Consider the following 25826-nt stretch of genomic DNA (forward strand, 5'->3'; position numbering starts at 1 on the left):
GCCCCGTGCACGAAAACCGAATGGAGAACGCCATGTCCCAGAGCCACTACATCGAACCCAAGCTGTTCGACAGGATCCTCAGCAAGACCATCGGCCGGCTCGCCCGGCACGGGGTCAGCCTCATGGGCACCGCCGAGCTCTCGGTCCGCGGCCGCTCCACCGGCGAGTGGCGGCGGATCCCCGTCAACCCGCTGCCCTACGAGGGCGGCCCCTACCTGGTCTCCGCCCGCGGCCACTCGCAGTGGGTCCGCAATCTCCGTGCGGCAGGCGGCGGACGGCTCCGCGTCGGCCGCCGCACCCAGCAGTTCACCGCCGTGGAGCTGCCGGACGACGAGAAGCCCGCGCTGCTGCGCACCTACCTCGAGAAGTGGGGCTGGGAAGTCGGACGCTTCTTCGGTGACGTCACTGCCGACTCGACGGACGAGGAACTGCTCGCCGCCGCCGACAAGCACCCGGTTTTCTGCATCACCGTCTCCGGGTGAGGCGCTGGCGTGCCGCGACCTGCCCGCGACGGGCGCACCGAAACGGGACCACGGCCACGCACCGCGCCGGCACTGCCCGGCACCCGGCACCCGGCACCCGGCACCCGGCACCCGGCACCCGGCACCCGGCACCCGGCACCCGGCAGACAGCTACGCCCGCTTGTCCAGCACGTCCAGCGCGCGCCGCGCCAGCGAGTGTGTGCGGACCAGACCGGCCAGCGTCGTCGCACCGCGCGTGATGTCCGCGAACGCCTTCCACGCGGGGCGGAAACCGGTGATCACCGCATGCAGCAGACCCGGGCGGCGCTCGAAGATCGCGAGCATCCGCCGCCCGACCGCCATCTCCACGCCGAGCCCGGCCTTGATCGCGAAGGCGTAGTTCAGCGCCTGCCTGCGCGCGTCCACGGCATCGTGCGCCTCGGCGATCCGCGCCGCCCACTCCCCCGCCAGCCGTCCCGACCGCAACGCGAACGAGATCCCTTCGCGGGTCCACGGCTCCAGCAGTCCGGCCGCATCACCGCACACCAGGACCCGGCCGCGCGAGAGCGGGGAGTCGTCGCTGCGGCAGCGCGTCAGATGCCCCGAGGAGATGGCGGGCTCGAAACCGGCCAGCCCCAGCCGGGCGATGAAGTCCTCCAGATACCGCTTGGTCGCGGCACCTTCCCCGCGCGCCGAGATCACACCGACGGTCAGCGTCCTGCCCTTCGGGAACACCCAGCCGTAACTGCCGGGCATCGGGCCCCAGTCGATGAGTACTCGGCCTGCCCAGTCCTCGGCCACCGTCTCCGGAATCGGGATCTCCGCCTCCAGACCGAGGTCCACCTGGTCGAGCTTCACTCCGACGTGCGCGCCTATCCGGCTCGCGCTGCCGTCGGCACCGACGACCGCACGCGCCAGGACCGTCTCCTCCGCGCGCTTGCCGGCGGAGGCCGCCGCGTCCGACAGGACGACCGCGACCGTGCGCCGGTCGGGCACCGCGGGGCCGTGCTGTTCCACCCGTGAGACGGTGACGCCGGTGCGCACCACCGCACCCGCCTTCTCCGCCTGCTCGACCAGTCCGGCGTCGAACTCGGGGCGGTTGATCAGCCCGAACAGCATGCGCCGCGAGCGGCGGGTGCGAGCGAGCCTGCCGTTCAGCGAGAAGGTGACGGCATGGACCTTGTCGCGCAGCGGCAGCTCGAACCCCGGTGGGAGGCTGTCGCGCGAGGGGCCGATGATCCCGCCACCGCACGTTTTGTAGCGGGGCAGTTCGGCCTTCTCCAGGAGCAGGACCCTGCGGCCGCTCACCGCCGCCGCATACGCCGCCGAGGCTCCCGCGGGTCCTGCGCCGACCACGACGACGTCCCACACCGGGGCCTCGCCAAGCTCATTTGCCGCCTCTGCTCCGGTGGCATCGTTCTCGCTGCTCACGATGTACTTCTGCTCCCGATCCGACCCATGGCCCATGCTCTCTTCCGCATCCTACGGCGCGAGCCCTGTCCGCCCGCTGTGGGAGGATCGGCCACACATTCGCCGTACACATATCGCACAACGTCGCACCCACAAGGAGCGTGCCCATGACCGCCGATCCGATCTCCGAGACCGTCGCCTCGCTGATGCCCCGCGCCAAGGCGGAGCTCACCGAGCTGGTGGCCTTCCAGTCGGTGGCGGACGAGGCGGTGGCGCCGCGCAGCGAGTGCGAGGCAGCCGCGAACTGGGTGGCCGGGGCGCTGCGCGCCGAGGGGTTCGAGGACGTCGCGCTGCTGGACACCCCCGACGGCTCGCAGTCGGTGTACGGACTGCTGCCCGGCCCCGTGGGCGCCCCGACCGTGCTGCTGTACGCGCACTACGACGTGCAGCCGAAGCTGAACGAAGCGGCGTGGCTGAGCCCGCCGTTCGAGCTGACCGAGCGGGACGGCCGCTGGTACGGCCGCGGCGCGGCCGATTGCAAGGGCGGTTTCATCATGCACCTGCTCGCCCTGCGCGCCCTCAAGGAGAACGGCGGGGTCCCCGTTTCCGTGAAGGTGATCGTGGAGGGGTCGGAGGAGCAGGGTACGGGCGGCCTGGAGCGGTACGCCGAGGATCACCCCGAACTGCTGACGGCCGACGCCATCGTCATCGGTGACACCGGGAACTTCCGGGTGGGTCTGCCGACGGTGACGGCGACGCTGCGCGGCATGACCATGGTCCGCGTGCAGATCGACACGCTCGAGGGCAATCTGCACTCGGGCCAGTTCGGCGGAGCCGCGCCGGACGCGCTGGCCGCGCTCATCCGCGTACTGGACTCGCTGCGCGCCGAGGACGGTTCGACGGTGATCGACGGGCTTCCGGGCCAGGCGGAGTGGGACGGACTGCAGTATCCGGAGGAGGAGTTCCGCAAGGACGCACGGGTGCTCTCCGGTGTCGCTCTGCCCGGCGCCGGTTCGGTCGCGGACCGTATCTGGGCGCGTCCGGCCGTCACCGTGATCGGTATCGACTGCCACCCGGTGGCCGGTGCCACGCCGTCCATCCCGGCGACGGCGCGCGCGCAGATCAGTCTGCGGGTGCCGCCCGGCCAGGACGCGGCGGAGGCGACGAAGCTGCTGTTCGCGCACATCGAGAGGCACACGCCGTGGAACGCCCGGGTGACGCTGGAGCAGGTGGGCCAGGGCCAGCCGTTCCAGGCGGACGTGACCAGCCCGGCGTACACCTCGATGGCCGAGGCGATGCGTGTGGCGTACCCCGGCGAGGAGATGCAGGCGTCCGGCATGGGCGGCTCCATCCCGCTGTGCAACACGCTCGCGGCGCTCTACCCGCAGGCGGAGATCCTGCTGATCGGTCTGAGCGAGCCGGAGGCGCAGATCCACGCGGTCAACGAGAGCGTGTCCCCCGAGGAGCTCGAGCGGCTGTCGGTCGCCGAGGCGCACTTCCTGGTCAACTACGCGGAGTCGAAGAAGGGTTCCCGGTAGTTCCGCGCTCGGCGAAGATCGCGGGGAGCGTATTCGGGGGCGGCGGACGTACGTGGGTGCGTACGTTCGCCGTATGGACTTCATCCGGGTACTTCCGCAGCTGCACATGCTCCGGTTTCCGATCGGCCAGGCGTACCTGTGGCGCGACGCGGACGATCTGACGCTCGTCGACGCGGGGCACCGGGACGCCGCACCGCTGATCGAGGGTGCGATCCGGGACGCCGGGCTCGACCCCGCCCGCATCCGCCGGATCGTGCTGACGCACTGCCATCGCGACCACGTGGGTGCGGCCGGTGAGCTGGCCGCCCGGTACGGGGCCGAGGTGCTGGCGCACCGTCTGGACGCGCCCGTCGTCCGGGGCGAGGCCCCGGTGCCCGAGCCCGTACTGCTGGACTGGGAGGTCCCGCTGTACGAGCACGGGCTCACCGTGCCGCCCGCCCCGCCGACCCGGGTGGACCGGGAACTCGAGGACGGCGATGTGCTGGACTTCGGCGGTGGTGCGCGGGTCGTCCACTCCCCCGGCCACACCGACGGTTCCATCGGTATCCATCTGCCGGACCACGGCGTGCTGTTCACGGGCGACTGTGCGGCGGGCGTGGGCCGGGTGATGCTCGGTGTGTTCAACGTGGACCGTGCCGCGGCGCAGGTGTCGATGCGCCGGCTGGCCTCGCTCGCGCCTTCCACGGTCTGCTTCGGCCACGGCGACGTGCTCACCGAGAACGCCGCCGCGGTGCTGCTCGAGGCGGCTGACGCGTCAGCCGACGGGGCTGCCGGCCTCTAGGTTGAGGACGGTTCCGCGTTCGCGGGCGCGCAAGGCCCACCGCAGCCGTTCGTAGCGGGTGGGTGGCAACAGATGGGCGGCCTCCTGCTCTCCGACGAACCGCCAGTCGCGCAGTTCGGGCCCGGGCAGGCGTACGCGCCCGGCGTCGCCGTCCGGCAGTCTGCCGCCGTCGAAGAGGAGCCGCAGCCCGCCGAAACCGGGCGGGCGCGGCGCCTCCCAGTCGACGACCAGCAGGCGTGGCACATCGGCCAGTTCGATGCCGAGCTCCTCCGAGACCTCCCGGATTCCCGCGCGTGCGGGGGCCTCCCCGCTCTCCACGACCCCGCCGGGGAATTCCCAGCCGGGCTTGTACGTGGGATCGACGAGGAGTACCCGGTCCTGTTCGTCGAAGAGGAGGACGCCGGCGGCGACGGTCTCCGCGGTCGGTTCGGGCGTCTGCACGATCTCGCAGACCGGAGCAGTGCCGCTGTGCACGGCCTCGGCGACGGCCAGAGCCGTCTCGCGGGCGGTCAGTGCGCTGTTGTCGACGACGTGTGCGTCGGCGGTGATCCAGCCGAGTGCCGCTTGGTAGCGCTCGAGTGCGGCCTGGCACCACTGGCGGGTGCGCTCGTTCTCGTCATGATCGTCGGGGAGTACCTCCCGTTCGGTGCTACGTGTACGCAGGATCGTTTCCTCAGGTGCCAGCAGCACATGCCGGACCGGTATCCGACGCGAGGCGAGACCACCGAAGATCTCGTCGCGGTAGTCCTGCCGCAGCAGGGTCATCGGCACCACCAGAACGCCGCCGAGCTCCGCCAGCAACGCAGCCGCGGTGTCCACGACCAGACGCCGCCAGATCGGCAGGTCCTGGTAGTCGCCCACCTCGTCGAGTCGCTTCTGAGGCAGCAGGCACCGCATCCCGCCGCCGACCAGTTCGGGGTCGAACAACGTGCAGTTCGGGATCAGATCGATCAGTTCGCGCGCGGTGCTGGTCTTGCCCGCTCCGAATGAACCGTTGATCCAGACGATCACGAGTCCCCCTCTTCCGTAGCCCACAGTGGATTGCCCGCAACACCCTGCCACGGAAACCCCCGGCCGGAACCGGTCGGGCGGGCGACCGCGGGAACTGCGGCAGGGCCGTTGCCCGTGACACCTGCCGGGGGCTTGTCGTTGGAGCGGAGGAGAAAAGGGGGTGCGTGATGCGCCGTACGGTGTTGGAGAAGTTCCCCGCCGGAGACCCGCGGGGAAGCTGGCACGCCGAGGAGTACGCCCGGCACCGCCGGGACGAGGGCCTGGCGGCGGAAGTGGTGATGGACCTGGACTCGGACGCGTTCCTGGTCGTCGTGCCCCAGCAGCAGACCGACATGCCCTGGTGATCACCCCTGGTGACGGGTGCCATCCACGGTCACCCCTTCGCCGAGCTCAGGGTCAGGCCCGCGAGGAAGCGGCACCGCATTCTCCCTGCATCCGGCGTGCCCACAGCAGAGTGCCGCCCCGGTCGACGACCGGGGCGGCGCTGTATGTGGCGTCTACGAACCGAGCGGGCTCAGCACTCAGAGGCCACCGAGGAGACCGTTCAGAAGGCCGCCGCCGGGATCGCCAGCGGCGAGTCCAAAGCCCTCCTGCCCCTGCCCGGAGAAGCTGTCCCCGCCACTGCACTGCTGCGAGATCGCATTCTGGGACACTTCAACGCTGTTGGTGCCGCTCAGGAGGTTGAGGGGCGAGTCCAAGAGGGCGACGTTGACGAGACCGTTCTGTTCGACCTCGTCGCCGATCCTGGCCTCCTGGTTGCAGAAGACCGGGGAGCTGTCGCCGTCCCCGTAGGTGCCGGTGGCGGAGGCGACTCCGGCCCCGAACATGCCGAGGGTGCCCACCATGGCAGCCACCAGAGCAGCCTTGCGAAGGTTACGCATTACTTCTCCACTTCCGTTTGGGTCACATGTCGCGAATGACCGAAAGCCTTACGGTTGCGCACCGTATCTAACGTATGCGCTATGCGTTACCTCAACACGCGTCCCAGCCGCGAGCAACCGCAGGGCGTCGGCCGTCCGGACCACAGATCCCCACCCCGACATCTGACGCGGCAGTAACACCATGCCTGCCCCCGGCAGGGCGGATGACTGCCCAAGAGGCGTCGTCTGTACAGGTCAGGCCGTCACCCCTTGGTCGAGCCCAGGGTCAGGCCCGCGATGAAGTGGCGTTGGAGAAGCAGGAACACGATCAGCGTCGGCAGGGCGACGATCACCGAACCCGCGGCCAGCAGGTTGTAGTCGGTGAAGAACTGGCCGCGCAGGTTGTTCAGCGCGGAGGTGACCGGGAGTTTGTCGCCGTCGGAGATGAAGACGAGGGCCCACAGGAAGTCGTTGTACATCCAGGTGAACTGCAGCGTGCCCAGCGCCGCGAGGGCGGGGCGGCACAGCGGCAGGGTGATGCGCCAGTACTGCGTCCACACACCGGCACCGTCCACGATCGCGGCCTCCAGGATCTCGCGCGGCAGGGTGCGCATGAAGTTGGAGAGCACGAAGACGCAGAAGCCGATCTGGAAGCCGATCTGGACCAGGACCACGGCCCAGTACGAGTCGAACATCGTCATCGAGTCCGACATCCAGTACGGCAGTGGGATGCGGTTGAACAGCACGTACAGGGGGGTGACGATCACCTGCTGAGGCAGCAGATTGCCCGCGGTGAACAGCATCAGCAGCACGATCGAGCCGCGCATGTCGATCCGCGCGACGGCGAAGGCGACGAACGACGCCAGGAACAGCGTCACGAGCACACCGGGGACCGCGATCAGCAGGGTGTTGAGGAAGTACTTCGTCATCCCCGAGTCGCTGAACGCCTGTCGGTAGTAGTCGAAGGAGAGTGTGTCCGGCAGCGAGAAGTAGCCGTGCTCGGACGTCTCCTCGTAGGGCCGCAGCGAGGCGTAGACCGCGAGCAGCAGCGGCGCGAGGAACGCCAGCGAGACGGCCATCAGGAACGCGTGCACCCCGAGCCGGCCGGGGCGCAATCCCCTGCGGGCGCGGGCGGGAGGCGCGGCAGGGATGGGAGCCGTGGTGGGCGGCGGGGCGGTGTCGAGTGTCATCGGTTCTTCTCCCCACGGATCTCCTGGACCAGGAACGTCACGACGAATCCCATGGAGACGAGCAGCAGCACGACGGCGATGGCGGAGCCGAATCCGATACGGCTCGCCTCGCCGATGATGTTGTCGGTGACGAGGACGGAGAGCAGTTCCAGGCCGTTGCGGCCCTTGTTGACGGCGTAGACGATGTCGAACGCGCGCAGCGACTCGATGACGGTGATCACGCCGACGATGACGTTGACCGGGCGCAGTGTCGGGAAGACGACGCGGAAGAACGTCTGGGCCTCGCTCGCGCCGTCGATCGCGGCGGCTTCCTTCAGCGCCGGATCGACGGCCTTGAGTCCGGCCAGGTAGAGGATCATCACATAGCCCGTGTGGCGCCAGGCCGCTGCCAGCAGCACCATCCAGATGTTCAGATCGGGGTCGCCGAGCCAGTCGGTGGGATTCTCGGTGTTGCCGAGCAGCGCGTTCAGCGCGCCCTGGTCGCGGGAGAAGACGAGTTGGGCGATGAACCCGACGACGGCCAGCGACAGCACGACCGGCATGTACAGCGTCGACTGGTAGAAGCGGCTGAAACGCACTCCCCGGTCGATGAGGACCGCAAGCAGCAGCCCGAACGGCGTCGCGACGAGGCCGAGGAACGCGAGCCAGAGCAGGTTGTGCCGCGCGGCGGGCCAGAAGGCCGGGTAGTTGGTGAAGAGGTTCTCGTAGTTCCGCGTACCGACCCACGAGATCTCGCCGATGCCGTCCCAACTGGTGAAGGAGAGCACGACGGAGGCGAGGGTCGGCCCCCAGACGACGAACAGGTCGAGCAGGATCGGTATGCCCAGAAGCACGCCGATGACAGCGATGTCGCGGCGCGTGAAGCGCCGCGGACCGCGTCGAACGGCGCGCCGCGCGGTGGTGAGCGGCACGGGTGGTGACTCCGGTTTCGTGTCGTGCGGCAACGGCGGAGCGGTCATCAGTCGGAGGCGAAGATCGTCTTCTTCTGGCGCTCGATGTCGTTGACCAACCCGTCGACGTCCTTCGGGTTGTTGATGAAGCTCTGAATGGCCGGGATCATCACCACGGAGGAGAAGTCGGGGCGTGTGTCGCGGTCCAGGAACTGCGAGATCTGCTTGGCGCCGGAGACGAGTTCGACGGCCTTCTTCTGGATCGGTGTGTACTTCGAGGTGTCGGCCTGGTCGCTGACCGCGATGTTGTTGGGGTCACTGGCGAGGTATATGTCCTCGGCCCTGCCCGTGGCGAGCCACTTGAGCAGGTCCTTGGCGCTCTCCATCACCTTGTCGTTCTTGAGGGTCTTGGACTTCTTCGCCAGCAGGAAGCCGTCGATGGGCGCCTCGACCGCGTCCTGGCCGTGCTCCGGGTTGATCACGGGGAACGGGAAGAAGTCGAGGTCCTCCTGCTCGGCCTTCGGGAACTGCGCACCGGGGTGCGGGAGCCCGAAGACGGCCATGCCCGCTTCCTTCTTCTGCAGACTGGTGGCGGCCTCCTGCCAGGTACGGCCGTTGGCACCCTGCTGGCAGTAGGGAAGCAGCCTCGCCCAGGTGTCGAAGACCTCCCTGACCCTCTTGTCGGTCCAGGCCTCCTCGCCGGCCATGAGGCTCTTGTGGAACTCGTAGCCGTTGGTGCGCATGTTGATGTAGTCGAACGTGCCCATCGCCGGCCACCCGTCCTTGTCGCAGAACGCGATCGGAACGAGCTTGTCCTTCTGCATCTGCTTCGCGAGCGCGACGTACTCGTCGAGCGTCTTGGGGGCCTGGTAGCCGCGTTCCTGGAACAGGCTTTTGCGGTGGAAGACGGCCCACGGGTAGTAGTAGTACGGCGTGAGGTACTGCTTGCCGTCCTCGCCGGTCGACTGTGCCTTCAGCGCGGGCGAGAACCCCTCGTAGCTCTGCCAGTTGTCGCTGATGTCGTAGAGCAGTCCCTTCTTGGCGAAGAACTGCATCCGGTAGCCGGCGAACCACATGAAGACATCGTCAGGCTTGCCCTGGAGGTAGCGGTTGATGTTCTCCTGGAAGGAGTTGTGGTCGACGGTGTTGACCTCGACCTTGCGGCCTTCCTTCGACTGCTTCGCATAGGCGGCGAAGGCGTCGGCGAACGCCTTCTTCGGCACGGGGTCGGAGGAGTTGGACCCCATCGTGACGGTCATGCCGTCGCCGCCGGGACCGCCGCCACATGCCGTGAGCAGCGACGGCAGCGTGATCGCTCCCGCTCCCAGCGCGGCACCCCGCAGCAGATTCCGCCGGGACATCCGATGTCCCGCGACACTCCCGGGCACGGCAGGCCCCTTGAACGATGACTGCGCCATGTCCCCTCCTCCGAGGTGCAACCAAACACAACCGAACGCGAGGATTGGATCTCACTCCCAATAAGGGGTGTCGTCAAGGGTTTGGACGAGACAAACAACAAGCGTTACCGCTTCTCTTCCAACAGACTCCAACAAGCCCTACCGTAAACGATCGTCAATGACGCGTTCATGACGTCATCAGATCTTGAGCGATTGCGGAGGAATGTAACGATGCGTCACCTTCCGACCCGCACCACCCGAACGACCCCCAGAAGAGTCGTCGGAGCGCTGACCGCCGGGCTGATCGCCACTGCCGGGCTCGGCGCCCCCGCGGCGGCGGCGCCCACCGACCGGCCGCCGACCGCCGCCGGGCCCACCGGCGCGGGGCAGTCGTCGGCCGCGACCGACGACGGGCTCGCCCTCACCCCGCCCATGGGCTTCAACAACTGGAACACCACGCACTGCAGGGCGGAGTTCAACGAAGCGATGGTGAAGGGCATCGCCGACATCTTCGTCGAGAAGGGCCTCAAGGACGCGGGTTACCAGTACGTCAACCTCGACGACTGCTGGGCGCTGCCGCAGCGCAACGCCGAGGGCAAGCTGGTGCCCGACCCGGTCCGCTTCCCCAACGGCATCAAGGCCGTCGCGGACTATGTCCACGCCAAAGGCCTCAAGTTCGGCATCTACACCAGCGCCGGCACCAAGACCTGCAACACGGCCGGCTTCCCCGGCGGGCTGGGCCACGAGTACAGCGACGCCCGTCAGTTCGCGGACTGGGGCGTCGACTACCTCAAGTACGACAACTGCAACAACCAGGGAGTCGACGCCAAGCTGCGCTACAACACGATGCGCGACGCCCTGAAGGCGACCGGCCGTCCCATCGTCTACAGCATCTGCGAATGGGGCGAGAACAAGCCCTGGGAATGGGCCGCCGACGTCGGTCACCTGTGGCGCACCACCGGCGACATCAGCGACAACTGGGGCTCGATGCTCTCGATCATGAAGCAGAACCTGCCGCTCGACGCCCACGCCGGGCCCGGCGCATGGAACGACCCCGACATGCTCGAGGTCGGCAACGGCGGCATGACGGACACCGAGTACCGCACACACTTCTCCATGTGGTCCGTCATGGCCGCACCCCTGCTCATCGGCTCCGACCTGCGCACGGCGCAACAGTCCGCGTTCGACATCCTCGGCAACCGCGAGGTCATCGCCGTCGACCAGGACCCGCTGGGCAAGCAGGGTTCGGTGATCAGCTCGGAGGGCGGGCGCTGGGTGGTCGCGAAGGAGATGGCCGACGGCAGCCGGGCGGTCGCGCTGTTCAACGAGAGCTCGCGCGCGCAGCGGATCACCACCACGGCGAAGGCCGTCGGGCTGCCCGACGCCCCTGCCTACAAACAGCGCGACCTGTGGAAGCACACCGACACCAACACCGCGGGCACCATCGCCGCGACCGTCCCGGCGCACGGCACGGTGCTCGTACGCGTCTCCTCCGACGACCGCTGGGCCCAGCTCCCGCCCGCCGTCGACGTGAGCACCGCGCACGACGTACTGACCGAGGCCGGCCGGACCGTGCGAGTCGTCTCCCACGTCACCGACCTCGGCCGCACCCCGGCCACGCGGGTGTCCGTCGCGCTGACCGGCCCGGCCGGCTGGCAGGCGAAGCCGGCCTCCGCGACGTCCACGCCCGTGCTGCGCAGCGGAGCGACCCTCGCCACCCGCTGGGACCTCGCCGTGCCGCAGGGCACGACGCCAGGCACGCACGAGCTGACGCTCACGGCGAAGTACCGGGCTCCGTCCGGGCAGTGGCTCACCTCCACCGTGCCCGTGACGGCACAGGTCGGCGTGGCTCCGCCCGCCGGGGAGTCGTACCTCGGCGACCTCGCGGCGCTCAGCACGGTCAACGGGTGGGGCCCGGTGGAGAAGGACCGCAGCAACGGCGAGAGCGCCGCGGGCGACGGCAATCCGCTCACCATCGGGGGCCAGGTGTACGCCAAGGGGCTGGGCGTGCACGCGTCCAGCACCGTGGAGTACTACACGGGCGGCCGGTGCGCGACGGTCACGGCGCAGGTGGGCGTGGACGACGAGAAGGGCACGCGCGGCACGGTGGCGTTCGAGATCTGGGCCGACGGCAGGAAGGCGGCGGCGACGGGCACGCTGACGAACGCGCAGCCGTCGCAGGCGATTTCGGCGGACGTGAGCGGGGCGGAGCTGGTGCGCCTGGTGGTGACGGACGGCGGAGACGGCATCGACTCGGACCACGCGGACTGGGCGGACCTCCGGGTGACCTGCGCGTAGCGCTCTCGGGGGCGCTTGCGCCCCCGTGTGCCCCCTGCGGGGGCGGGGGCTTGGGTGGGTGCGGGGGCCGGGGCCTCCGGAGGGGGATACCCGGACTGCTTTCCCGTACCTGCGCCCCCCTGCTCACGACGCCTTACGTCCGGGCACCCCCCTCCTCCGACCCCGTCCCCCTCACGCCGACATCGCTGGTTCGCCCGGTGGTCGTCGCCGATGGCGGATTCGCCCCCGTCGAGGGCGGGTGCGGACAGCTGCTCACGGGGCGGGAGCGAGACGGCCGGGACCGGGGAGGGGGACGCGCAGGGGGCGTGTTCGGGACGTAAGGCGTCGTGAGTCTGGAGTGGCGCAAGTAAGGGAAAGCAGTCCCGGACATGCCCCCGGAGCGGCACCCGGACGCCAAACCACCCGGACCGGGCCCACTCCGGAAGCCCGGGCCACGCCCAAGCGCGCACCCGGACGCCACGCACCCGGACCCGGCCACGCCCAAGGCGGGCAACCGGACGCTGAACCACACGGCCCGGGCCACGCCCTCGCACACCTGCGTCACGCCCACGACCCGACCACGCCCGAGGGTCGGCGTCACACGCAAGTGCGCCGCACACACGGCCCCGGCCGCACCCGGGCGCCGTAAGCCGGTCGGACGCGACGTCAGGCGCGCACCGCAGTCGGTTCCTGTTCGCGGTCCAGCGTCGCCGCCGCCGCCGCGCCCACCAGCCCCGCGTCCGTGCCCATCCGCGCCGGTGCCACCGACAGACGCTGCACGAACGACAGCGTCGCGTAGTCGCGCAGCGCGCGGCGCAGCGGCGTGAAGAGGACGTCCCCCGCGCCGGCCACACCGCCGCCGATCACCGCGATGTCGATCTCGACGAGCGTCGCCGTCGCCGCGATGCCGGCCGCCAGTGCCTTCGCGGCGCGATCGAAGGAGGCTATGGCGACCGCGTCACCGGCCCGGGCGGCCTCGGCAACCGCGGCGGCAGACGTGTCGCCGTCCGGGCCGGGGCGCCAGCCGTTGTCGAGTGCTCTGCGGGCGATGTTGGGGCCGCTGGCGATGCGTTCGACGCAGCCCCGCGCCCCGCACGGGCACAGGTCACCGTCGAGGTCGACGCTGATGTGACCGATGTGGCCCGCGTTGCCCGTCGGGCCCGCGTGGAGGCGGCCGTTCAGCACCAGACCGCCGCCGACTCCCGTGGAGACGACCATGCAGAGGGCGTTGTCGTAGCCGCGGGCCGCACCCAGCCAGTGCTCGGCCGCGGTCATGGCGACGCCGTCGCCGACGAGCTCGACCGGCAGTCCGCCCACTGCCCGGGCCACACGCGCCACGAGGGGGAAGTCCCGCCAGCCGGGGACGTTCACCGGGCTCACGGTTCCCGCCGAGCGGTCGACCGGCCCCGCGCTGCCGATGCCGACCGCGCGGACGCTCGCCCACAGGTCGGACGAGGTCAGCTCGGCGAGGACGCTCTCGACCGCGCGCATCACCGTGTCGCCGTTCTCACGGGCAGGCGTGGGGCGCTGGGCGCGCAGCAGAATCGCACCACCACCGTCCACCAATGCGCCGGCGATCTTGGTGCCGCCGATGTCGAGAGCGGCGACGAGGCTGGTATGCATCGGTGTGCGATCCCCCGGGGAGACAGTCGGACCTGCGGTTTCGATAACAGTCTCCATTCCCCTGACAACGTTGTCCAGGCCCTATGCTCGACGCCACACCTTCCCATACCATCGAACCCGACCGCCTGCCTCCGGACAGAAAGTGCACCGTGGCCGATTCGACCCGTCCCCTTCCGTCCTCAGGCAGCCCTCGTGGACCCGAGCCGCGTTACGGAAACCGGCCGACGATGAAGGACGTGGCAGCACGGGCCGGCGTCGGCCTCAAGACCGTTTCGCGCGTGGTCAACGGGGAGCCGGGGGTCACGCCCGACACCGAGCGACGGGTGCAGGAGGCCATCGAGTCCCTCGGCTTCCGGCGCAACGACAGCGCGCGTGTGCTCCGCAAGGGACGCACCGCGTCGATCGGTCTGGTGCTGGAGGATCTGGCCGACCCGTTCTACGGACCGCTCAGCCGCGCCGTCGAGGAGGTCGCCCGCGCCCACGGAGCGCTGCTGATCAACGGCTCCAGCGCCGAGGACCCCGACCGCGAGCAGGAGCTTGTGCTCGCGCTCTGCGCCCGCCGGGTCGACGGGCTGATCGTGATCCCCGCCGGGCACGACCACCGCTATCTGGAGCCGGAGATCAAGGCCGGTGTGGCCACGGTGTTCGTGGACCGCCCGGCCGGCCGGATCGATGCCGACGTGGTGCTGTCGGACAGTTTCGGCGGTGCCCGCGACGGTGTGGCGCATCTGATCGCGCACGGTCACCGGCGTATCGCCTTCATCGGTGACCAGCCGAGGATCCACACCGCGGTCGAGCGTCTGCGCGGATACCGCGCGGCGATGGAGGACGCGGACCTGGAGATCGACGAATCGTGGGTCTCGCTCGGCTCCACCGCCCCGGACCGGGTCGAGGGGGCGGTGACGGCGATGCTGGACGCCCCCGAGCCGGTCACCGCGATCTTCGCGGGCAACAACCGGGTGACGGTGACGGTGGTACGTCTCCTCGCCGCCCGCGAGAAGCCGGTCGCGCTGGTCGGCTTCGACGACATCGAACTGGCGGACCTGCTCGGCATCACGGTCATAGCCCAGGACGCGGCCGCGCTGGGCCGCACGGCGGCGGAGCGGTTGTTCCGCCGGCTGGACGGGGTGAACGAGGAACCGTCCCAGGTCGCCCTGGAGACCGTGCTGATCCCCCGCGGCTCGGGCGAGATCCCGCCCTCGTCCTGACGGGCGGGCACGTCCGCGTCCGGGGCTGCCGGGCCGGCGTCAGCAGACCGGCAGGCCCGGCACCGGCGAGTCGTTGTCGCCGCCCTGGATGTAGACGTCGCTGACGAACACGTTCCGGTTGCCGCTGTCGTCGTCTGTCTTCGCCCACCAGACGTTCGTCCACTGGCCCGAGGTCTCACGACGGCCCAGATTCTGCTGGCAGTAGAAGTAGTTGGTGCCCGCGTGCAGGACTCCGGCCTGGGCGCCGGACGCGGTGTACGAGTTGGCGTCCTTCCAGACCTGGCAGTTGTACTTGCCGCCGCCGATCGCATGGCAGACGGGCTCGGGCTCCGCGCCGCCACCGGTCGTCGAACCGCCCGTCGCGGAACCGCCGGAGGCGCCCGAGGTCCCGGAACCGCCGGTCGCGGAGCCGCCGTCGGAGCCGCCCGAACTGCCGCCCTTGGCCGGGGGCTTGGCGCTCGGGGACGAGTCCCCGCCCTTGTCCTGGTCCTTCTCCTCGGTCTTGCCCTTGTCCTTGTCCTTCGCCGATGCGCTGGGGCTCGCGTTGCCGTCGGTGGGTGCTGCGCCCGGGGTGTCGCCCGATGCGCTCGCCGAGGGGTCCCCGGCGTTGCCGGCCGGCGCGCCGCCGGCGCTGGTGTCTTCGGTGCGGTCGGTCAGCGCATAGGTGATTCCACCGCCCGCGAGCACCACAGCGGCCACCGAAGCGGCCACGAGCATCCGACCGCGGCCGCGACGCGCGGGTTGCGGGGCCGAAGCGGGAGCCGGAGCGGCCCCGTGACCGGCAACGGGTGCGGGCACGGGCGGCGGCGTGGGAGGGACGGCCGGGCCGAAGCCCTGGGGCTGGTGCGGCGCCGCGTTCAGCGTGGTGGGCACCCTCGGCGCGGCGGACGCGGGCGGGGGTCCGGACAGCGGCACGGTGTGCCGGTCGGTGTCCTCGGCGTCGGCGACGGCGGCCAGCAGGCGCGCCGCGGTGTCCGCGTCGGGCCGCTGCGCCGGGTCCTTGTGCATCAACTGCCGCAGCACGGGGCCGAGTGCGCCCGCCCGCCGGGGCTCGGGCAGCGGGTCGGCGACGATCGCCGTGAGGGTGGACCACGTCGACGTACGGCGGAACGGGGAGGCCCCTTCGACGGCCGCGTACAGCGTGGCGCCGAGCGCCCATACGTCGGACGCCGGTCCCGGGTCGTTGCCCTGGGCCCGCTCGGGCGCCAAGTAGTCGAGCGAGCCGACCAGTTCGCCGCTGCGGGTCAGATGGGTGGTGGAGCCGTCGCCCGGGTCCTCCATCGCCGCGATGCCGAAGTCGGTGAGGACGACACGCCCCCCGCGGTCGAGGAGTACGTTGCCCGGCTTGACGTCGCGGTGCAGTACACCCACCTGATGCGCGGCGCCGAGGGCCGCCATGACCTTGGCGCCGATGCCCACGGCCTCGCGGGGATCGAGCACGCCGCGCTGCGTGAGGACGTCGTCGAGCGAGGGGCCGTCGATCAGTTCCATGACGATGACCGGCCGCCCGTGGTGCTCGGCGACGTCGTGCACGGCGATGACCCCGGGGTGGCGTACCCGGGCCGCCGCGCGCGCCTCGCGCTGCATCCGTACGGTCAGATCGGCCAGTTCGGGCGCCGAGGAGTCGGTGTAGGTGCGCAGTTCCTTGACCGCGACCTCTCGCCCGAGTACCTCGTCGACGGCGCGCCAGACGACGCCCATGCCCCGCGGCCGAGCTCCTCGACCAGTCGATAGCGGCCGGCCAGCCGCTCATTCTCCCCCGATGACACCGCTGCCCCGCTCCCGAGTCCCGACTGTGACGGCACACAGCCTAAGCGGGCGGCGGGGCGCCCGATGCCAACTGTTACTCGGCTGTGGCGGTCAGTTCGCCGCGCCGGGGGGCCGCGAAGCCGTCGAGGTCCGCTCGGGTCAGGCCGGTGAGCCGGGCGACCTCGGCGGTGTCGAGGGCGCCGCAGTCGATGCCGCGCAGCAGGTAGGAGCTGAGAGCCTTGGCGGTGGCGGGTTCGTCCATGACGTCGCCGCCGGTGTGATTGGCGTAGGCGGCGAGGCGGGCCGCGGCCTGCTCGAAACCTTCACGGTAGAAGGCGAAGACGGCGGCGTAACGAGTGGGCAGGTGGGCGGGGTGCATGTCCCAGCCCTGGTAGTAGGCGCGGGCGAGGGCGCGGCGGGTGAGTCCGTAGTGGAGGCGCCAGGCGTCGTGCACCTTCTCGGTCGTGCCGATGGGCAGGACGTTGGTGGAGCCGTCGGAGACCCGTACGCCGGTGCCCGCGGCGGCGACCTGCATGACGGCCTTGGCGTGGTCGGCCGCCGGGTGGTCGCTGGCCTGGTGAGCGGCGCTGACGCCGAGGCAGGCGCTGTAGTCGAAGGTGCCGTAGTGCAGTCCGGTGGCCCGGCCCTCGGCGGCGTCGATCATGCGGGCGACGGTGGCGGTGCCGTCGGGGCCGAGGATGGACTGGCTGGTCTCGATCTGGATCTCGAAGCCGATCCGGCCGTTCTCCAGGCCGCGGGCCTTCTCGAACTCCTCGACGAGGCGCACCATCGCGGTGACCTGCTCGGTGTAGGTGACCTTGGGCAACGTGAGCACGAGTCCGCCGGGCAGTCCCCCGGCCTCCATCAGCCCCGTGAGGAAGACGTCGAGGGTGCGGATGCCGCGGTCACGGACGGCGGCCTCCATGCACTTCATGCGGATGCCCATGTACGGGGCGGCGGTGCCCGTCGCGTACGCCTCGGAGATGAGGCGCGCGGCACGCGCGGCGTCGCTGTCCTCGTCCTGCCCCGCGTAGCCGTCCTCGAAGTCGACGCGCAGGTCCTCGATCGGCTCCCGCTCCAACTTGGCGCGTACGCGCGTGTACACGGGCTCGGCGAGTTCGTCGCTCAGGCCGAGCACGCGGGCGAGCGTGGCGGCGTCGGGGGCGTGCTCGTCGAGTGCGGTGAGGGCCGCGTCGCCCCAGGTGCGGATGGTGTCGGCGGCGAAGGCGTCACCCGGGACGTAGACGGTGTGGACGGGCTGACGGGTGCCGGGGTCCCCCGGGTAGCGGCGTGCGAGCTCCGCGTCCACCGTCGCCAGGGAGGCGCTGATGCCCTCACCGACCGCACCGGCGAGGCTCGTTGCCACCTTTTCCTGCTGACCCATTCCCACACCCTCCGCACGCTCCGGCATCCGCGTGTCTCGCTCCACGGATTCAACATTCTGTTGAATGACGTTAATGGGCGGCCTGATCTGCGTCAATGGTCCCGCACAACGAGCAGGGGCCGCGCGGTGAAGATCACCACGCGGCCCCTGGCCGGATCTGCCCTGCGGGATCAGCCCTTGCGGGTCTTGACCTCTTCGGTCAGCTGCGGGACGACCTCGAAGAGGTCGCCGACCACGCCGTAGTCGACGAGGTCGAAGATCGGGGCCTCGGCGTCCTTGTTGATGGCCACGATCGTCTTCGACGTCTGCATACCGGCGCGGTGCTGGATCGCGCCGGAGATGCCGGAGGCGATGTACAGCTGCGGCGAGACGGACTTACCGGTCTGGCCGACCTGGTTGGTGTGCGGGTACCAGCCGGCGTCGACCGCGGCACGCGAGGCACCCACGGCGGCACCGAGGGAGTCGGCGAGCGCCTCGATGATCGCGAAGTTCTCGGCGCCGTTGACGCCGCGGCCTCCGGAGACCACGATCGCGGCCTCGGTCAGCTCCGGGCGGCCGGTCGACTCACGCGGGGTGCGCGAGACGACCTTGGTGCCGGTGGCCTTCTCGGAGAACGAGACGGCGAGGGCCTCGACCGCACCGGCGGCCGGAGCGGCCTCCACGGCGGCCGAGTTCGGCTTGACCGTGATGACCGGGGTGCCCTTGCTGATACGGGACTTGGTGGTGAAGGAGGCGGCGAACGCGGACTGCGTCGCGACCGGACCCTCGTCGCCGGCCTCGAGGTCGACGGCGTCGGTGATGACGCCGGAGCCGATACGGACCGCGAGACGGGCCGCGATCTCCTTGCCCTCGGCGGAGGACGGCACGAGCACGGCGGCCGGCGAGACCGCCTCGTACGCGGCCTGCAGCGCATCCACCTTCGGGACGACCAGGTAGTCGGCGAACTCGGGGGCGTCGGCGGTGAGCACCTTCACCGCGCCGTGCTCGGCGAGCGCGGCAGCGGTGTTCTCGGCACCGGAGCCGAGCGCGACGGCGACGGGCTCACCGATGCGGCGGGCCAGCGTCAGCAGTTCCAGGGTGGGCTTGCGGACGGCACCGTCCACGTGGTCGACGTAGACGAGAACTTCAGCCATGGGACTTCTTCTCTCCTGCTTGCGAAGTATGAAGGGGGCGGTAGGTGGCCGAAGCCTTAGATGAACTTCTGGCCGGCCAGGAACTCGGCCAGCTGCTTGCCGCCCTCGCCCTCGTCCTTGACGATCGTGCCGGCGGTGCGGGCCGGACGCTCCGTGGCCGAGTCGACCTTGGTCCACGCGCCCTCGAGGCCGACCTCGTCCGCCTCGATCTCCAGGTCCTCGAGGTCCAGGGACTCCACCGGCTTCTTCTTGGCGGCCATGATGCCCTTGAAGGACGGGTAACGCGCCTCGCCCGACTGGTCCGTCACGGACACGACGGCCGGCAGCGACGCCTCCAGCTGCTCGGACGCGGTGTCGCCGTCACGGCGGCCCTTGACGGTACCGTCCTCGACGGAGACCTCGGACAGCAGCGTCACCTGCGGGACGCCCAGACGCTCCGCGAGGATCGCGGGCAGGACACCCATCGTGCCGTCGGTGGAAGCCATACCGGCGATGACCAGGTCGTAGCCGGTCTTCTCGATCGCCTTCGCCAGCACCAGCGAGGTGCCCATGACGTCGGAGCCGTGCAGGTCGTCGTCCTCGACGTGGACGGCCTTGTCGGCACCCATCGAGAGCGCCTTGCGCAGCGCGTCCTTGGCGTCCTCCGGACCCACCGTCAGCACGGTGACCTCCGCGTCGTCCGCCTCGTCCGCGATCTGCAGCGCCTGCTCGACCGCGTACTCATCCAGCTCCGACAGCAGGCCGTCGACATCGTCGCGGTCGACGGTCAGGTCATCGGCGAAGTGCCGGTCGCCGGTGGCGTCGGGCACGTACTTCACACAGACAACGATCCTCAGGCTCACGCCGGCTCTCCTACTGCATCGTCTCTATTGGAATGCCTTGTGAACGCAGCATAGGCGTCCGATGGGGCGGATCCCGGTCGGGGCGGGCCGCGCTCCGATCGAAATATTACTCGTCAGTACATCGAGTCTTTTCCCGCTAAGCAAGCGCTTTGGACTGTGACCTTGACAACGACGGTCCGGGTCAGTCCCGCAGCGCGGTGAAGCGGCCCTGGTGGTAGACCAGCGGGCGGCCACCGCCCGCCGGATCCCCGGCCACGACCTCGGCGATCACGATGCGATGGTCCCCCGCAGGCACCCGTGCGACCACACGGCAGACGAGCCAGGCCACCACACCGTCGAGAACGGGCACCCCTTCGGGGCCCGGGCGCCAGCGGGTCGGTTCGGCGAAACGGTCGGCGCCGCTGCGCGCGAACGTCGCAGCCAGTTCCTGCTGGTCCTCGCCGAGTATGTGCACGCCGACGTATTCGGCATCGGCGACCACCGGCCAACTGGACGACGAGGTGCCGATACCGAACGAGATCAGGGGCGGTTCGGCGGCAACGGAGTTCAACGAGGTGGCGGTGAAACCGACAGGGTGTTCGCCCAGGGCCGTGATCACCGCCACTCCGGCGGCGTGCTGACGAAAGACCGACCGCAGCAGGCCGGGCGTGTCGGATCGCGGAGCGGCGGGTTCCGCGGAGAGGGCCGACCGGGGAGCCCGGATGCCGGGCGTCGTGAGAGGGCGAGTGCCGAGATCGGTCGGGGCCGTCATGGGGGTGTCCTTCTGCATGGGTGGCGAACTAAGCGGCTGCGGCGGGATCAACAGCCGGACAGCGCGCGCTCGCGTATCGGACGAGGTCCACATGGACCCGCCCGAAGAGAAGGATTACTGGTGGCACACACGCAGCCTGACGACGGTTGCCCTGTGCAGTCAAGTGCGCACCGGATTGTGGGACCAGGCTCACGGACGTCACCCGGCACGTCCGAGTGCGGCGATGACATCGGCCCGACGCGGCGCCCCCGACGCCCTGGTGACGATCCTTCCGGCCGGGTCGAGGACCAGGACCGTGGGGGTCTTGAGGATGCCCAGTTCCCTGACGAGGCCGAGCCGTTCCTCGGCGTCGATCTCGATGTGGGCCACTCCGTCGACCATGCCGGCGACGTCCGCGAGCGTGCGGCGTGTGGCACGGCAGGGCTGGCAGAACGCCGTCGAGAACTGGACGAGCGTCGCCCGCTGCCCGAGCTCGGCGCCCAGTTCCGCGGCGCCCAGCCGCCGTTCCGCATCGTTCGCGCGCACCGTGAGCCTTCCGTTGCTTCGGCGCTGCCACAGGCCGAAGGCGCTCGCCGCCGCGAGCACTGCCGCAACCACCAGGAGTCCAGTCATCCCCGACTGCAGCGTTCACGAGACCGCAAAGATTCCCGCTCCCGCGCATCGTTTCGCTGCGGGATGCTGGCAGGCATGGACACTTCCAGGGACATCGACGTCAGGGGCCCCCGTTTCGGCGCCGCAGTGACCACCGTCGTACTCGCCGTCGCACTGATCACCGAGAGCGGCGCGGTGTTCGCGTGGCAGGCGCTCTGCTTCGCGGCGGGTGCGGTGTTCGGGGTGCAGCATGCGCCGTACGGGCTGCTGTTCCGCACCGTCGTCCGCCCGAGGCTCGGACCGCCGGCCGCCTTCGAGTCCCCGCAGCCGCCCCGTTTCGCGCAGGGCGTCGGCCTGTTCTTCGCGCTCGTCGCCGTCGTCGGTTTCTGGTGGGGCCCGCCCTGGCTGGGGCTGGTCGCGGGCGGCTGCGCGCTCGCCGCGGCCTTCTTGAACGCGGCCTTCGGTTACTGCCTGGGGTGCGAGATGTTCCTGCTGCTGCGGCGGGCGGCGACCGTGAACCGCTGATGTCCGCACACCCGACGTGATGAGAATCTCGCCTGTACAGGCCGCCAGGGCTGGTCAGCACGCCACACTTGGGGCACGATCGCCCCAATGCCGAAAACCTACGGCTGCGTAACTTCCACCGGGAGAACCCTCCCCGGGCACGACGAAAGGGTCCTCCCCAGATGGCAGAGCTCGTCTATCGGCCGGTCATCGGCGCCGCTCGTACGATGTTCAAGGCGCTGGACCTGAAGATCGAGACTCAGGGATCCGAGAACATTCCGCGCTCTGGCGGCGCTGTGCTGGTCAGCAACCACATCAGCTACCTGGACTTCATCTTCACGGGACTCGCCGCTCTGCCGCAGAAGCGCCTCGTCCGCTTCATGGCCAAGGAATCCGTCTTCCGTCACACGGTCTCTGGACCGCTGATGCGCAGTATGAAGCACATCCCGGTGGACCGTACGCAGGGCGAGGCGGCGTACTCGCACGCTCTGGACTCGTTGCGCTCCGGCGAGATCGTGGGCGTCTTCCCGGAGGCGACGATCTCGCAGTCGTTCACGCTGAAGTCGTTCAAGTCGGGGGCTGCCAGGCTGGCCCAGGAGGCCGGCGTGCCGCTGATCCCGATGGCGCTGTGGGGCACGCAGCGGCTGTGGACCAAGGGCCGCCCCCGCAACTTCCGGCGCTCCCACATCCCGGTGACGATCCGGGTCGGCGAGCCCCTCGAGGCGCCGACCGACCAGTACGCGGGCGCCATCACGCGACGGCTCCGCGAGCGGGTCCAGGAGCTGCTGGAAGCGGCGCAGCGCGCCTATCCGGTTCGCCCCAAGGACGCGGGCGACACCTGGTGGGTACCCGCGCACCTCGGGGGCACCGCGCCGACGCCGGCCGAGGTCCGCGAGGCCAACTAGGCCCTGTCCGGGCGACCTTCTGGGGCCCGCGACGCCAGTTGCGGCACTTCGCCGTGTTCGGCTCTGTCCGGGCGACAGGACCTGGTTCCTGCCGGGCCGATCAGGGCTCGGCGGCCCTGGCGCCGCTACCGCGGGGCGTGGACGGTGATCCGCGCCCCGGGACTCAACTTCTCCAGCGATTCGGCGAGTTCGGTGGCGGCTGCCCCGAGCTCGCCGCCTGTCGTCGGGGCCATTCCCTCGAAGAGGAAGAGCGCGTTCACCGAGTCCTCGGTGAGTCGGGTGCGCACGCCCTGGCGCCAGTTCCAGCGACGGCAGGTGACGCCCTCGTCGTCGCACCAGACGACCTCGCCGGGCTCGGGGTGCTCCACGCTGTCCTCGCCGCCGGCGACCGTCGCGAAGGGCTCGCGGCCCGTGGCGCGCACGAGACGCATGCCGCCCGCGATGTGGTCGATGTCCTCCCCGCCGACCGGGATCAGATGCGCGACGCTGATCGCGTTGTAGAGATCGACGAGCACGTTGATTCGCGGCAGGCCACCGTCGGCCAGGGCGCGCCTCGCCAGCGCCTCGGCGGAGTTGCGGGTGCGGGAGGGCTTGGCGCCGAACGCGGAGTACGCGGCGCGCCATGCGGCCATGTGCGGGTCCTCGTGCGGGGCGCGGCCGTCGAGCCTGGCGGCGAGGCGGCGGGCGGCGTCGTCCAGCAGGGCCGAACTGTCCGCGGTGCTCGGGCCGTTGACGAGGCCGTGTGCTTCGACGGCCACGTGCACGAAGCCGGGCGCGAGGGCGCGCACCTCGTCGGAGACGGTGAGGGTGGGAGACATGGGTCCGCCGTTCAGATGTCCGTGGGCAGCGTTCGCCACAGGGCCGGCCGGTCGGGTGCGTCGCGCAGGGCACGCAGGACCACCGGATGCGGTGCAGCAAACAGTATCGGATAGTCCACTTCATTGCACTCGGGTCGGACGCGAAAGGCCAGCCTCTCTCCGGCGAGACAGAACTGCGCATCGACGCCCGGCTTGTTGCCGCGCGGGTCCAGACGCGCCCATCCGGGCCCGCCGGGCATCCGGACGGCCACGAGGCCGTGCACGACCGGGTTCGTGCCGTCGTCGTCGGCGAGGCGCTGGTAGCACAGCGCGACGGGGATCCCTTCGGCGCGCAGCAGTGCGGCGAGAGCGTGCGACTTGGCGTAGCAGATGCCGGTGCGCTGCGCGAGGACGTCGGACGCCCTCCAGGTGACACGGAGGTCCCCGGCATCCTGGGAGTGAGGGATGGTGTCGCGCACGAACTCGAAGGCAGCCTTGGCGTATGAGTATGCATCGTCATGGCGGGCGCGAAGAGCCGCGGCGGTTTCGCGTACGAGCAGATGCCGGTGATCGACAACATCGTCCGCCACGAGGTACGCGGCCAGTTCCGATTCCTGCTGGATCAGTTCCATACCGCGCGAGCATAAGGAAGCGACCGGCCAGAGATCAATTGATTTCCAGTCGGTCGCATCTTTATGCGCTCAGCGGGTCAGCGGGACATCTCTTCCTTCAGCGCCTGGACGAACGCGTCCACGTCGTCCTCGGTGGTGTCGAAGGCGCACATCCAGCGCACGTCACCGGCGGCCTCGTCCCAGAAGTAGAACCGGAAGCGCTTTTGAAGCCGTCGCGTCACCTCGTGCGGAAGGCGCGCGAACACCGCGTTGGCCTGCACGGGATGAAGGATCTCGACGCCGTCGACGTCGCGCACGCCCGCGGCGAGCCGCTGGGCCATCTCGTTGGAGTGCCGGGCGTTGCGCAGCCACAGGTCCTTGGCGAGCAGCGCCTCCAACTGCACCGACACGAAACGCATCTTGGAGGCGAGCTGCATCGACAGCTTGCGCAAATGCTTCATGTGGCTGACCGCGTCCGGGTTCAGGACCACCACGGCCTCGCCGAACAGCATCCCGTTCTTGGTGCCGCCGTACGAGAGGACATCCACGCCGACGGCATTGGTGAACGCGCGCATCGGCACGTTCAACGAAGCCGCGGCGTTGGCTATGCGGGCACCGTCGAGGTGGACCTTCATGCCCAGCCCGTGCGCGTGGTCCACGATCGCCCGGATCTCGTCCACCGTGTAGAGCGTGCCCAGCTCGGTGTTCTGGGTGATCGACACGACCTGGGGCATGGCCCGGTGTTCGTCCTCCCAGCCCCACGCCTGTCGGTCGATCAGTTCGGGGGTGAGCTTGCCGTCCGGCGTCGGCACGGTGAGCAGCTTGAGGCCGCCCATCCGCTCCGGTGCACCGCCCTCGTCCACGTTGATGTGCGCGGTCTCGGCGCAGATGACCGCACCCCAGCGGTCGGTGAGCGCCTGGAGCGCGGTCACATTGGCACCAGTGCCGTTGAAGACCGGGAAGGCCTCGGCGGTCGGGCCGAAGTGGCTGTGCATGATCCGCTGGAGGTGGTCGGTGTACTCGTCCTCGCCGTAGGCGACCTGGTGACCGCCATTGGCGAGGGCCAGCGCGGCGAGGACCTCCGGGTGGGCACCCGCATAGTTGTCGCTGGCGAAACCGCGGACGGACGGGTCGTGATGACGACGGGCGTCGGTCTTCACGGTTTGGGGGTGAGCCACAGACGCTGTCCATTCACATCCTGGGCGGGCTGGTCCCACACTCCGGCGATGGCCTCCGCCAGTTCCGTCACGTCGGTGAAGCCCGCGAACTTCGCATTGGGGCGCTCGGCGCGCATGGCCTCGTGCACCAGTGCCTTGACCACCAGGATCGCAGCCGAGGCCGCGGGACCCTGTTCGCCCCCCGCCTTGCGGAAGGAGTCGGCGAGGGCCAGCGTCCATGCCTCGGCGGCCGCCTTGGCCGCCGCGTAGGCGGCGTTGCCGGCGGTGGGCTTGCTCGCTCCCGCGGCGCTGATGAGCAGATAGCGGCCGCGGTCGCTGCGCAGCAGTCCGTCGTGGAAGGCGAGCGAGGTGTTCTGGACCGTGCGGATCAGCAGCTTCTCCAGCAGGGTCCAGTCCGCGGGGTCGGACTCGCCGAACGTGGCGCTGCCGCGCCAGCCGCCGACGAGATGGACCAGCCCGTCGATGCGGCCGAACTCCTTCTCGGTCCTGTCCGCCCACTCACGGGTGGCGTTCAGGTCGAGCAGGTCGACGGTGTCGCCGGTGACGGTCGCCCCGCCGTGTGCGTACCGTGCGGCGTCCACGGCCTGCGCGAGTCGTTCGGCGTCCGCGTCGGAGGCGACCACGACCGCACCGGCCTCGGCCAGCCTCAGCAGGGTGGCCCGGCCGGCAGGTCCTGCCGCTCCGGCTACCGCGACCACTGCACCTTCGAGGGCACCAGTGCCGTTCCTGTCCATG

Annotated in this window: 24 protein-coding genes and 1 pseudogene; 8 read left to right on the forward strand and 17 right to left on the reverse strand. The window is 70.1% G+C overall.

Features of this window, described 5'->3' with window-relative positions:
- Positions 1 to 32 precede the first annotated feature (32 nt).
- Complete coding sequence (locus AC067Z_RS14930; RefSeq protein ID WP_478789900.1) at positions 33 to 482, forward strand: nitroreductase family deazaflavin-dependent oxidoreductase; 450 nt, start codon at positions 33 to 35, stop codon at positions 480 to 482.
- 150 nt (positions 483 to 632) lie between these two features.
- On the opposite strand, the gene AC067Z_RS14935 is transcribed toward AC067Z_RS14930, so the two are convergent.
- On the reverse strand, positions 633 to 1928 hold the full coding sequence (locus tag AC067Z_RS14935; protein ID WP_478789901.1) for a geranylgeranyl reductase family protein: 1296 nt from the start codon (positions 1926 to 1928) through the stop codon (positions 633 to 635).
- Positions 1929 to 2038: 110 nt separating this feature from the next.
- Here AC067Z_RS14935 and AC067Z_RS14940 point away from each other — a divergent pair, with 110 nt between their 5' ends.
- Together AC067Z_RS14940 and AC067Z_RS14945 are read left to right on the forward strand one after the other, a co-directional pair.
- Positions 2039 to 3409, forward strand: a complete 1371-nt coding sequence (locus AC067Z_RS14940) for a M20/M25/M40 family metallo-hydrolase (protein ID WP_478789902.1) — start codon at positions 2039 to 2041, stop codon at positions 3407 to 3409.
- Positions 3410 to 3482: 73 nt separating this feature from the next.
- Positions 3483 to 4190 carry an MBL fold metallo-hydrolase gene (locus AC067Z_RS14945; protein WP_478789903.1) on the forward strand — a complete coding sequence of 236 codons (708 nt, stop codon included), beginning with the start codon at positions 3483 to 3485 and terminating at the stop codon, positions 4188 to 4190.
- Here AC067Z_RS14945 and AC067Z_RS14950 read toward each other — a convergent pair.
- Complete coding sequence (locus tag AC067Z_RS14950) at positions 4164 to 5201, reverse strand: NUDIX hydrolase (RefSeq protein WP_478789904.1); 1038 nt, start codon at positions 5199 to 5201, stop codon at positions 4164 to 4166. The two genes, AC067Z_RS14945 and AC067Z_RS14950, sit on opposite strands and share 27 nt — an antisense overlap.
- A gap of 167 nt (positions 5202 to 5368) precedes the next feature.
- Between AC067Z_RS14950 and AC067Z_RS14955 the strand changes: the two genes are divergently transcribed.
- Positions 5369 to 5545, forward strand: a complete 177-nt coding sequence (locus AC067Z_RS14955) for a hypothetical protein (RefSeq protein ID WP_478789905.1) — start codon at positions 5369 to 5371, stop codon at positions 5543 to 5545.
- A 177-nt stretch (positions 5546 to 5722) separates the two neighbouring features.
- Here the strand turns inward: AC067Z_RS14955 and AC067Z_RS14960 are convergent, their stop codons facing one another.
- From AC067Z_RS14960 to AC067Z_RS14975, 4 genes are all read right to left on the reverse strand, one after another.
- Positions 5723 to 6082: a hypothetical protein gene (locus AC067Z_RS14960; protein ID WP_478789906.1), complete on the reverse strand. Its 360-nt coding sequence runs from the start codon at positions 6080 to 6082 to the stop codon at positions 5723 to 5725.
- A gap of 242 nt (positions 6083 to 6324) precedes the next feature.
- A complete protein-coding gene (locus AC067Z_RS14965; RefSeq protein WP_478789907.1) occupies positions 6325 to 7251 on the reverse strand; it encodes a carbohydrate ABC transporter permease in 927 nt (308 codons plus the stop codon).
- Entirely contained in the window at positions 7248 to 8210 is a 963-nt protein-coding gene (locus AC067Z_RS14970) for a carbohydrate ABC transporter permease (RefSeq protein WP_478789908.1), read from the reverse strand. The genes AC067Z_RS14965 and AC067Z_RS14970 overlap by 4 nt, the downstream gene beginning before the upstream one ends.
- Complete coding sequence (locus AC067Z_RS14975; RefSeq protein ID WP_478789952.1) at positions 8210 to 9502, reverse strand: ABC transporter substrate-binding protein; 1293 nt, start codon at positions 9500 to 9502, stop codon at positions 8210 to 8212. Before AC067Z_RS14975 ends, AC067Z_RS14970 begins: the two co-directional genes overlap by 1 nt.
- Before the next feature lie 267 nt (positions 9503 to 9769).
- Between AC067Z_RS14975 and AC067Z_RS14980 the strand changes: the two genes are divergently transcribed.
- Positions 9770 to 11836, forward strand: coding sequence for an NPCBM/NEW2 domain-containing protein (locus AC067Z_RS14980; protein ID WP_478789909.1), 2067 nt, complete (start codon positions 9770 to 9772; stop codon positions 11834 to 11836).
- A gap of 645 nt (positions 11837 to 12481) precedes the next feature.
- Here AC067Z_RS14980 and AC067Z_RS14985 read toward each other — a convergent pair.
- The gene (locus AC067Z_RS14985; protein ID WP_478789910.1) at positions 12482 to 13438 is read right to left on the reverse strand and encodes an ROK family protein; all 957 of its coding nucleotides are present in this window, start codon (positions 13436 to 13438) and stop codon (positions 12482 to 12484) included.
- 227 nt (positions 13439 to 13665) lie between these two features.
- Here AC067Z_RS14985 and AC067Z_RS14990 point away from each other — a divergent pair, with 227 nt between their 5' ends.
- Complete coding sequence (locus tag AC067Z_RS14990) at positions 13666 to 14646, forward strand: LacI family DNA-binding transcriptional regulator (protein WP_478789911.1); 981 nt, start codon at positions 13666 to 13668, stop codon at positions 14644 to 14646.
- A 39-nt stretch (positions 14647 to 14685) separates the two neighbouring features.
- On the opposite strand, the pseudogene AC067Z_RS14995 reads toward AC067Z_RS14990, so the two are convergent.
- From AC067Z_RS14995 to AC067Z_RS15020, 6 genes and pseudogenes are all read right to left on the reverse strand, one after another.
- A pseudogene (locus AC067Z_RS14995) lies at positions 14686 to 16415 on the reverse strand (serine/threonine-protein kinase).
- Between the two features lie 74 nt (positions 16416 to 16489).
- Entirely contained in the window at positions 16490 to 17779 is a 1290-nt protein-coding gene (locus AC067Z_RS15000; RefSeq protein WP_478789912.1) for a DUF6986 family protein, read from the reverse strand.
- 170 nt (positions 17780 to 17949) lie between these two features.
- Positions 17950 to 18912 carry an electron transfer flavoprotein subunit alpha/FixB family protein gene (locus AC067Z_RS15005; RefSeq protein ID WP_478789913.1) on the reverse strand — a complete coding sequence of 321 codons (963 nt, stop codon included), beginning with the start codon at positions 18910 to 18912 and terminating at the stop codon, positions 17950 to 17952.
- 56 nt (positions 18913 to 18968) lie between these two features.
- Positions 18969 to 19754: an electron transfer flavoprotein subunit beta/FixA family protein gene (locus AC067Z_RS15010; RefSeq protein WP_478789914.1), complete on the reverse strand. Its 786-nt coding sequence runs from the start codon at positions 19752 to 19754 to the stop codon at positions 18969 to 18971.
- A gap of 181 nt (positions 19755 to 19935) precedes the next feature.
- Positions 19936 to 20505 (reverse strand): flavin reductase family protein, encoded by a 570-nt coding sequence (locus AC067Z_RS15015; RefSeq protein ID WP_478789915.1) that lies wholly within the window; start codon positions 20503 to 20505, stop codon positions 19936 to 19938.
- A 198-nt stretch (positions 20506 to 20703) separates the two neighbouring features.
- The gene (locus AC067Z_RS15020; RefSeq protein ID WP_478789916.1) at positions 20704 to 21117 is read right to left on the reverse strand and encodes a TlpA family protein disulfide reductase; all 414 of its coding nucleotides are present in this window, start codon (positions 21115 to 21117) and stop codon (positions 20704 to 20706) included.
- Between the two features lie 75 nt (positions 21118 to 21192).
- Here AC067Z_RS15020 and AC067Z_RS15025 point away from each other — a divergent pair, with 75 nt between their 5' ends.
- Together AC067Z_RS15025 and AC067Z_RS15030 are read left to right on the forward strand one after the other, a co-directional pair.
- The gene (locus AC067Z_RS15025; RefSeq protein WP_478789917.1) at positions 21193 to 21621 is read left to right on the forward strand and encodes a DUF4395 domain-containing protein; all 429 of its coding nucleotides are present in this window, start codon (positions 21193 to 21195) and stop codon (positions 21619 to 21621) included.
- A gap of 161 nt (positions 21622 to 21782) precedes the next feature.
- Positions 21783 to 22505, forward strand: a complete 723-nt coding sequence (locus tag AC067Z_RS15030; protein WP_478789918.1) for a lysophospholipid acyltransferase family protein — start codon at positions 21783 to 21785, stop codon at positions 22503 to 22505.
- Between the two features lie 125 nt (positions 22506 to 22630).
- Here the strand turns inward: AC067Z_RS15030 and AC067Z_RS15035 are convergent, their stop codons facing one another.
- The 4 genes from AC067Z_RS15035 to AC067Z_RS15050 all read right to left on the reverse strand — a co-directional run bounded on the left by AC067Z_RS15035 (position 22631) and on the right by AC067Z_RS15050 (position 25825).
- Positions 22631 to 23323, reverse strand: coding sequence for a B3/B4 domain-containing protein (locus AC067Z_RS15035; RefSeq protein ID WP_478789919.1), 693 nt, complete (start codon positions 23321 to 23323; stop codon positions 22631 to 22633).
- Between the two features lie 11 nt (positions 23324 to 23334).
- A complete protein-coding gene (locus AC067Z_RS15040; protein WP_478789920.1) occupies positions 23335 to 23934 on the reverse strand; it encodes a transglutaminase-like domain-containing protein in 600 nt (199 codons plus the stop codon).
- A 77-nt stretch (positions 23935 to 24011) separates the two neighbouring features.
- Complete coding sequence (locus AC067Z_RS15045) at positions 24012 to 25091, reverse strand: threonine aldolase family protein (RefSeq protein ID WP_478789921.1); 1080 nt, start codon at positions 25089 to 25091, stop codon at positions 24012 to 24014.
- Positions 25070 to 25825: an SDR family NAD(P)-dependent oxidoreductase gene (locus tag AC067Z_RS15050; protein WP_478789953.1), complete on the reverse strand. Its 756-nt coding sequence runs from the start codon at positions 25823 to 25825 to the stop codon at positions 25070 to 25072. The genes AC067Z_RS15045 and AC067Z_RS15050 overlap by 22 nt, the downstream gene beginning before the upstream one ends.
- Position 25826: the final 1 nt, after the last annotated feature.

The organism is Streptomyces sp. NPDC043812 (assembly GCF_056436245.1).

Coding starts and splice junctions, on each gene's coding strand:
- AC067Z_RS14930 (WP_478789900.1), top strand. CDS start 33: ATGTCCCAGAGCCACTACATCGAACCCAAGCTGTTCGACAGGATCCTC.
- AC067Z_RS14935 (WP_478789901.1), bottom strand. CDS start 1,928: ATGGGCCATGGGTCGGATCGGGAGCAGAAGTACATCGTGAGCAGCGAG.
- AC067Z_RS14940 (WP_478789902.1), top strand. CDS start 2,039: ATGACCGCCGATCCGATCTCCGAGACCGTCGCCTCGCTGATGCCCCGC.
- AC067Z_RS14945 (WP_478789903.1), top strand. CDS start 3,483: ATGGACTTCATCCGGGTACTTCCGCAGCTGCACATGCTCCGGTTTCCG.
- AC067Z_RS14955 (WP_478789905.1), top strand. CDS start 5,369: ATGCGCCGTACGGTGTTGGAGAAGTTCCCCGCCGGAGACCCGCGGGGA.
- AC067Z_RS14960 (WP_478789906.1), bottom strand. CDS start 6,082: ATGCGTAACCTTCGCAAGGCTGCTCTGGTGGCTGCCATGGTGGGCACC.
- AC067Z_RS14965 (WP_478789907.1), bottom strand. CDS start 7,251: ATGACACTCGACACCGCCCCGCCGCCCACCACGGCTCCCATCCCTGCC.
- AC067Z_RS14970 (WP_478789908.1), bottom strand. CDS start 8,210: ATGACCGCTCCGCCGTTGCCGCACGACACGAAACCGGAGTCACCACCC.
- AC067Z_RS14975 (WP_478789952.1), bottom strand. CDS start 9,502: ATGTCCCGGCGGAATCTGCTGCGGGGTGCCGCGCTGGGAGCGGGAGCG.
- AC067Z_RS14980 (WP_478789909.1), top strand. CDS start 9,770: ATGCGTCACCTTCCGACCCGCACCACCCGAACGACCCCCAGAAGAGTC.
- AC067Z_RS14985 (WP_478789910.1), bottom strand. CDS start 13,438: ATGCATACCAGCCTCGTCGCCGCTCTCGACATCGGCGGCACCAAGATC.
- AC067Z_RS14990 (WP_478789911.1), top strand. CDS start 13,666: ATGAAGGACGTGGCAGCACGGGCCGGCGTCGGCCTCAAGACCGTTTCG.
- AC067Z_RS15000 (WP_478789912.1), bottom strand. CDS start 17,779: ATGGGTCAGCAGGAAAAGGTGGCAACGAGCCTCGCCGGTGCGGTCGGT.
- AC067Z_RS15005 (WP_478789913.1), bottom strand. CDS start 18,912: ATGGCTGAAGTTCTCGTCTACGTCGACCACGTGGACGGTGCCGTCCGC.
- AC067Z_RS15015 (WP_478789915.1), bottom strand. CDS start 20,505: ATGACGGCCCCGACCGATCTCGGCACTCGCCCTCTCACGACGCCCGGC.
- AC067Z_RS15020 (WP_478789916.1), bottom strand. CDS start 21,117: ATGACTGGACTCCTGGTGGTTGCGGCAGTGCTCGCGGCGGCGAGCGCC.
- AC067Z_RS15025 (WP_478789917.1), top strand. CDS start 21,193: ATGGACACTTCCAGGGACATCGACGTCAGGGGCCCCCGTTTCGGCGCC.
- AC067Z_RS15030 (WP_478789918.1), top strand. CDS start 21,783: ATGGCAGAGCTCGTCTATCGGCCGGTCATCGGCGCCGCTCGTACGATG.
- AC067Z_RS15035 (WP_478789919.1), bottom strand. CDS start 23,323: ATGTCTCCCACCCTCACCGTCTCCGACGAGGTGCGCGCCCTCGCGCCC.
- AC067Z_RS15040 (WP_478789920.1), bottom strand. CDS start 23,934: ATGGAACTGATCCAGCAGGAATCGGAACTGGCCGCGTACCTCGTGGCG.
- AC067Z_RS15050 (WP_478789953.1), bottom strand. CDS start 25,825: ATGGACAGGAACGGCACTGGTGCCCTCGAAGGTGCAGTGGTCGCGGTA.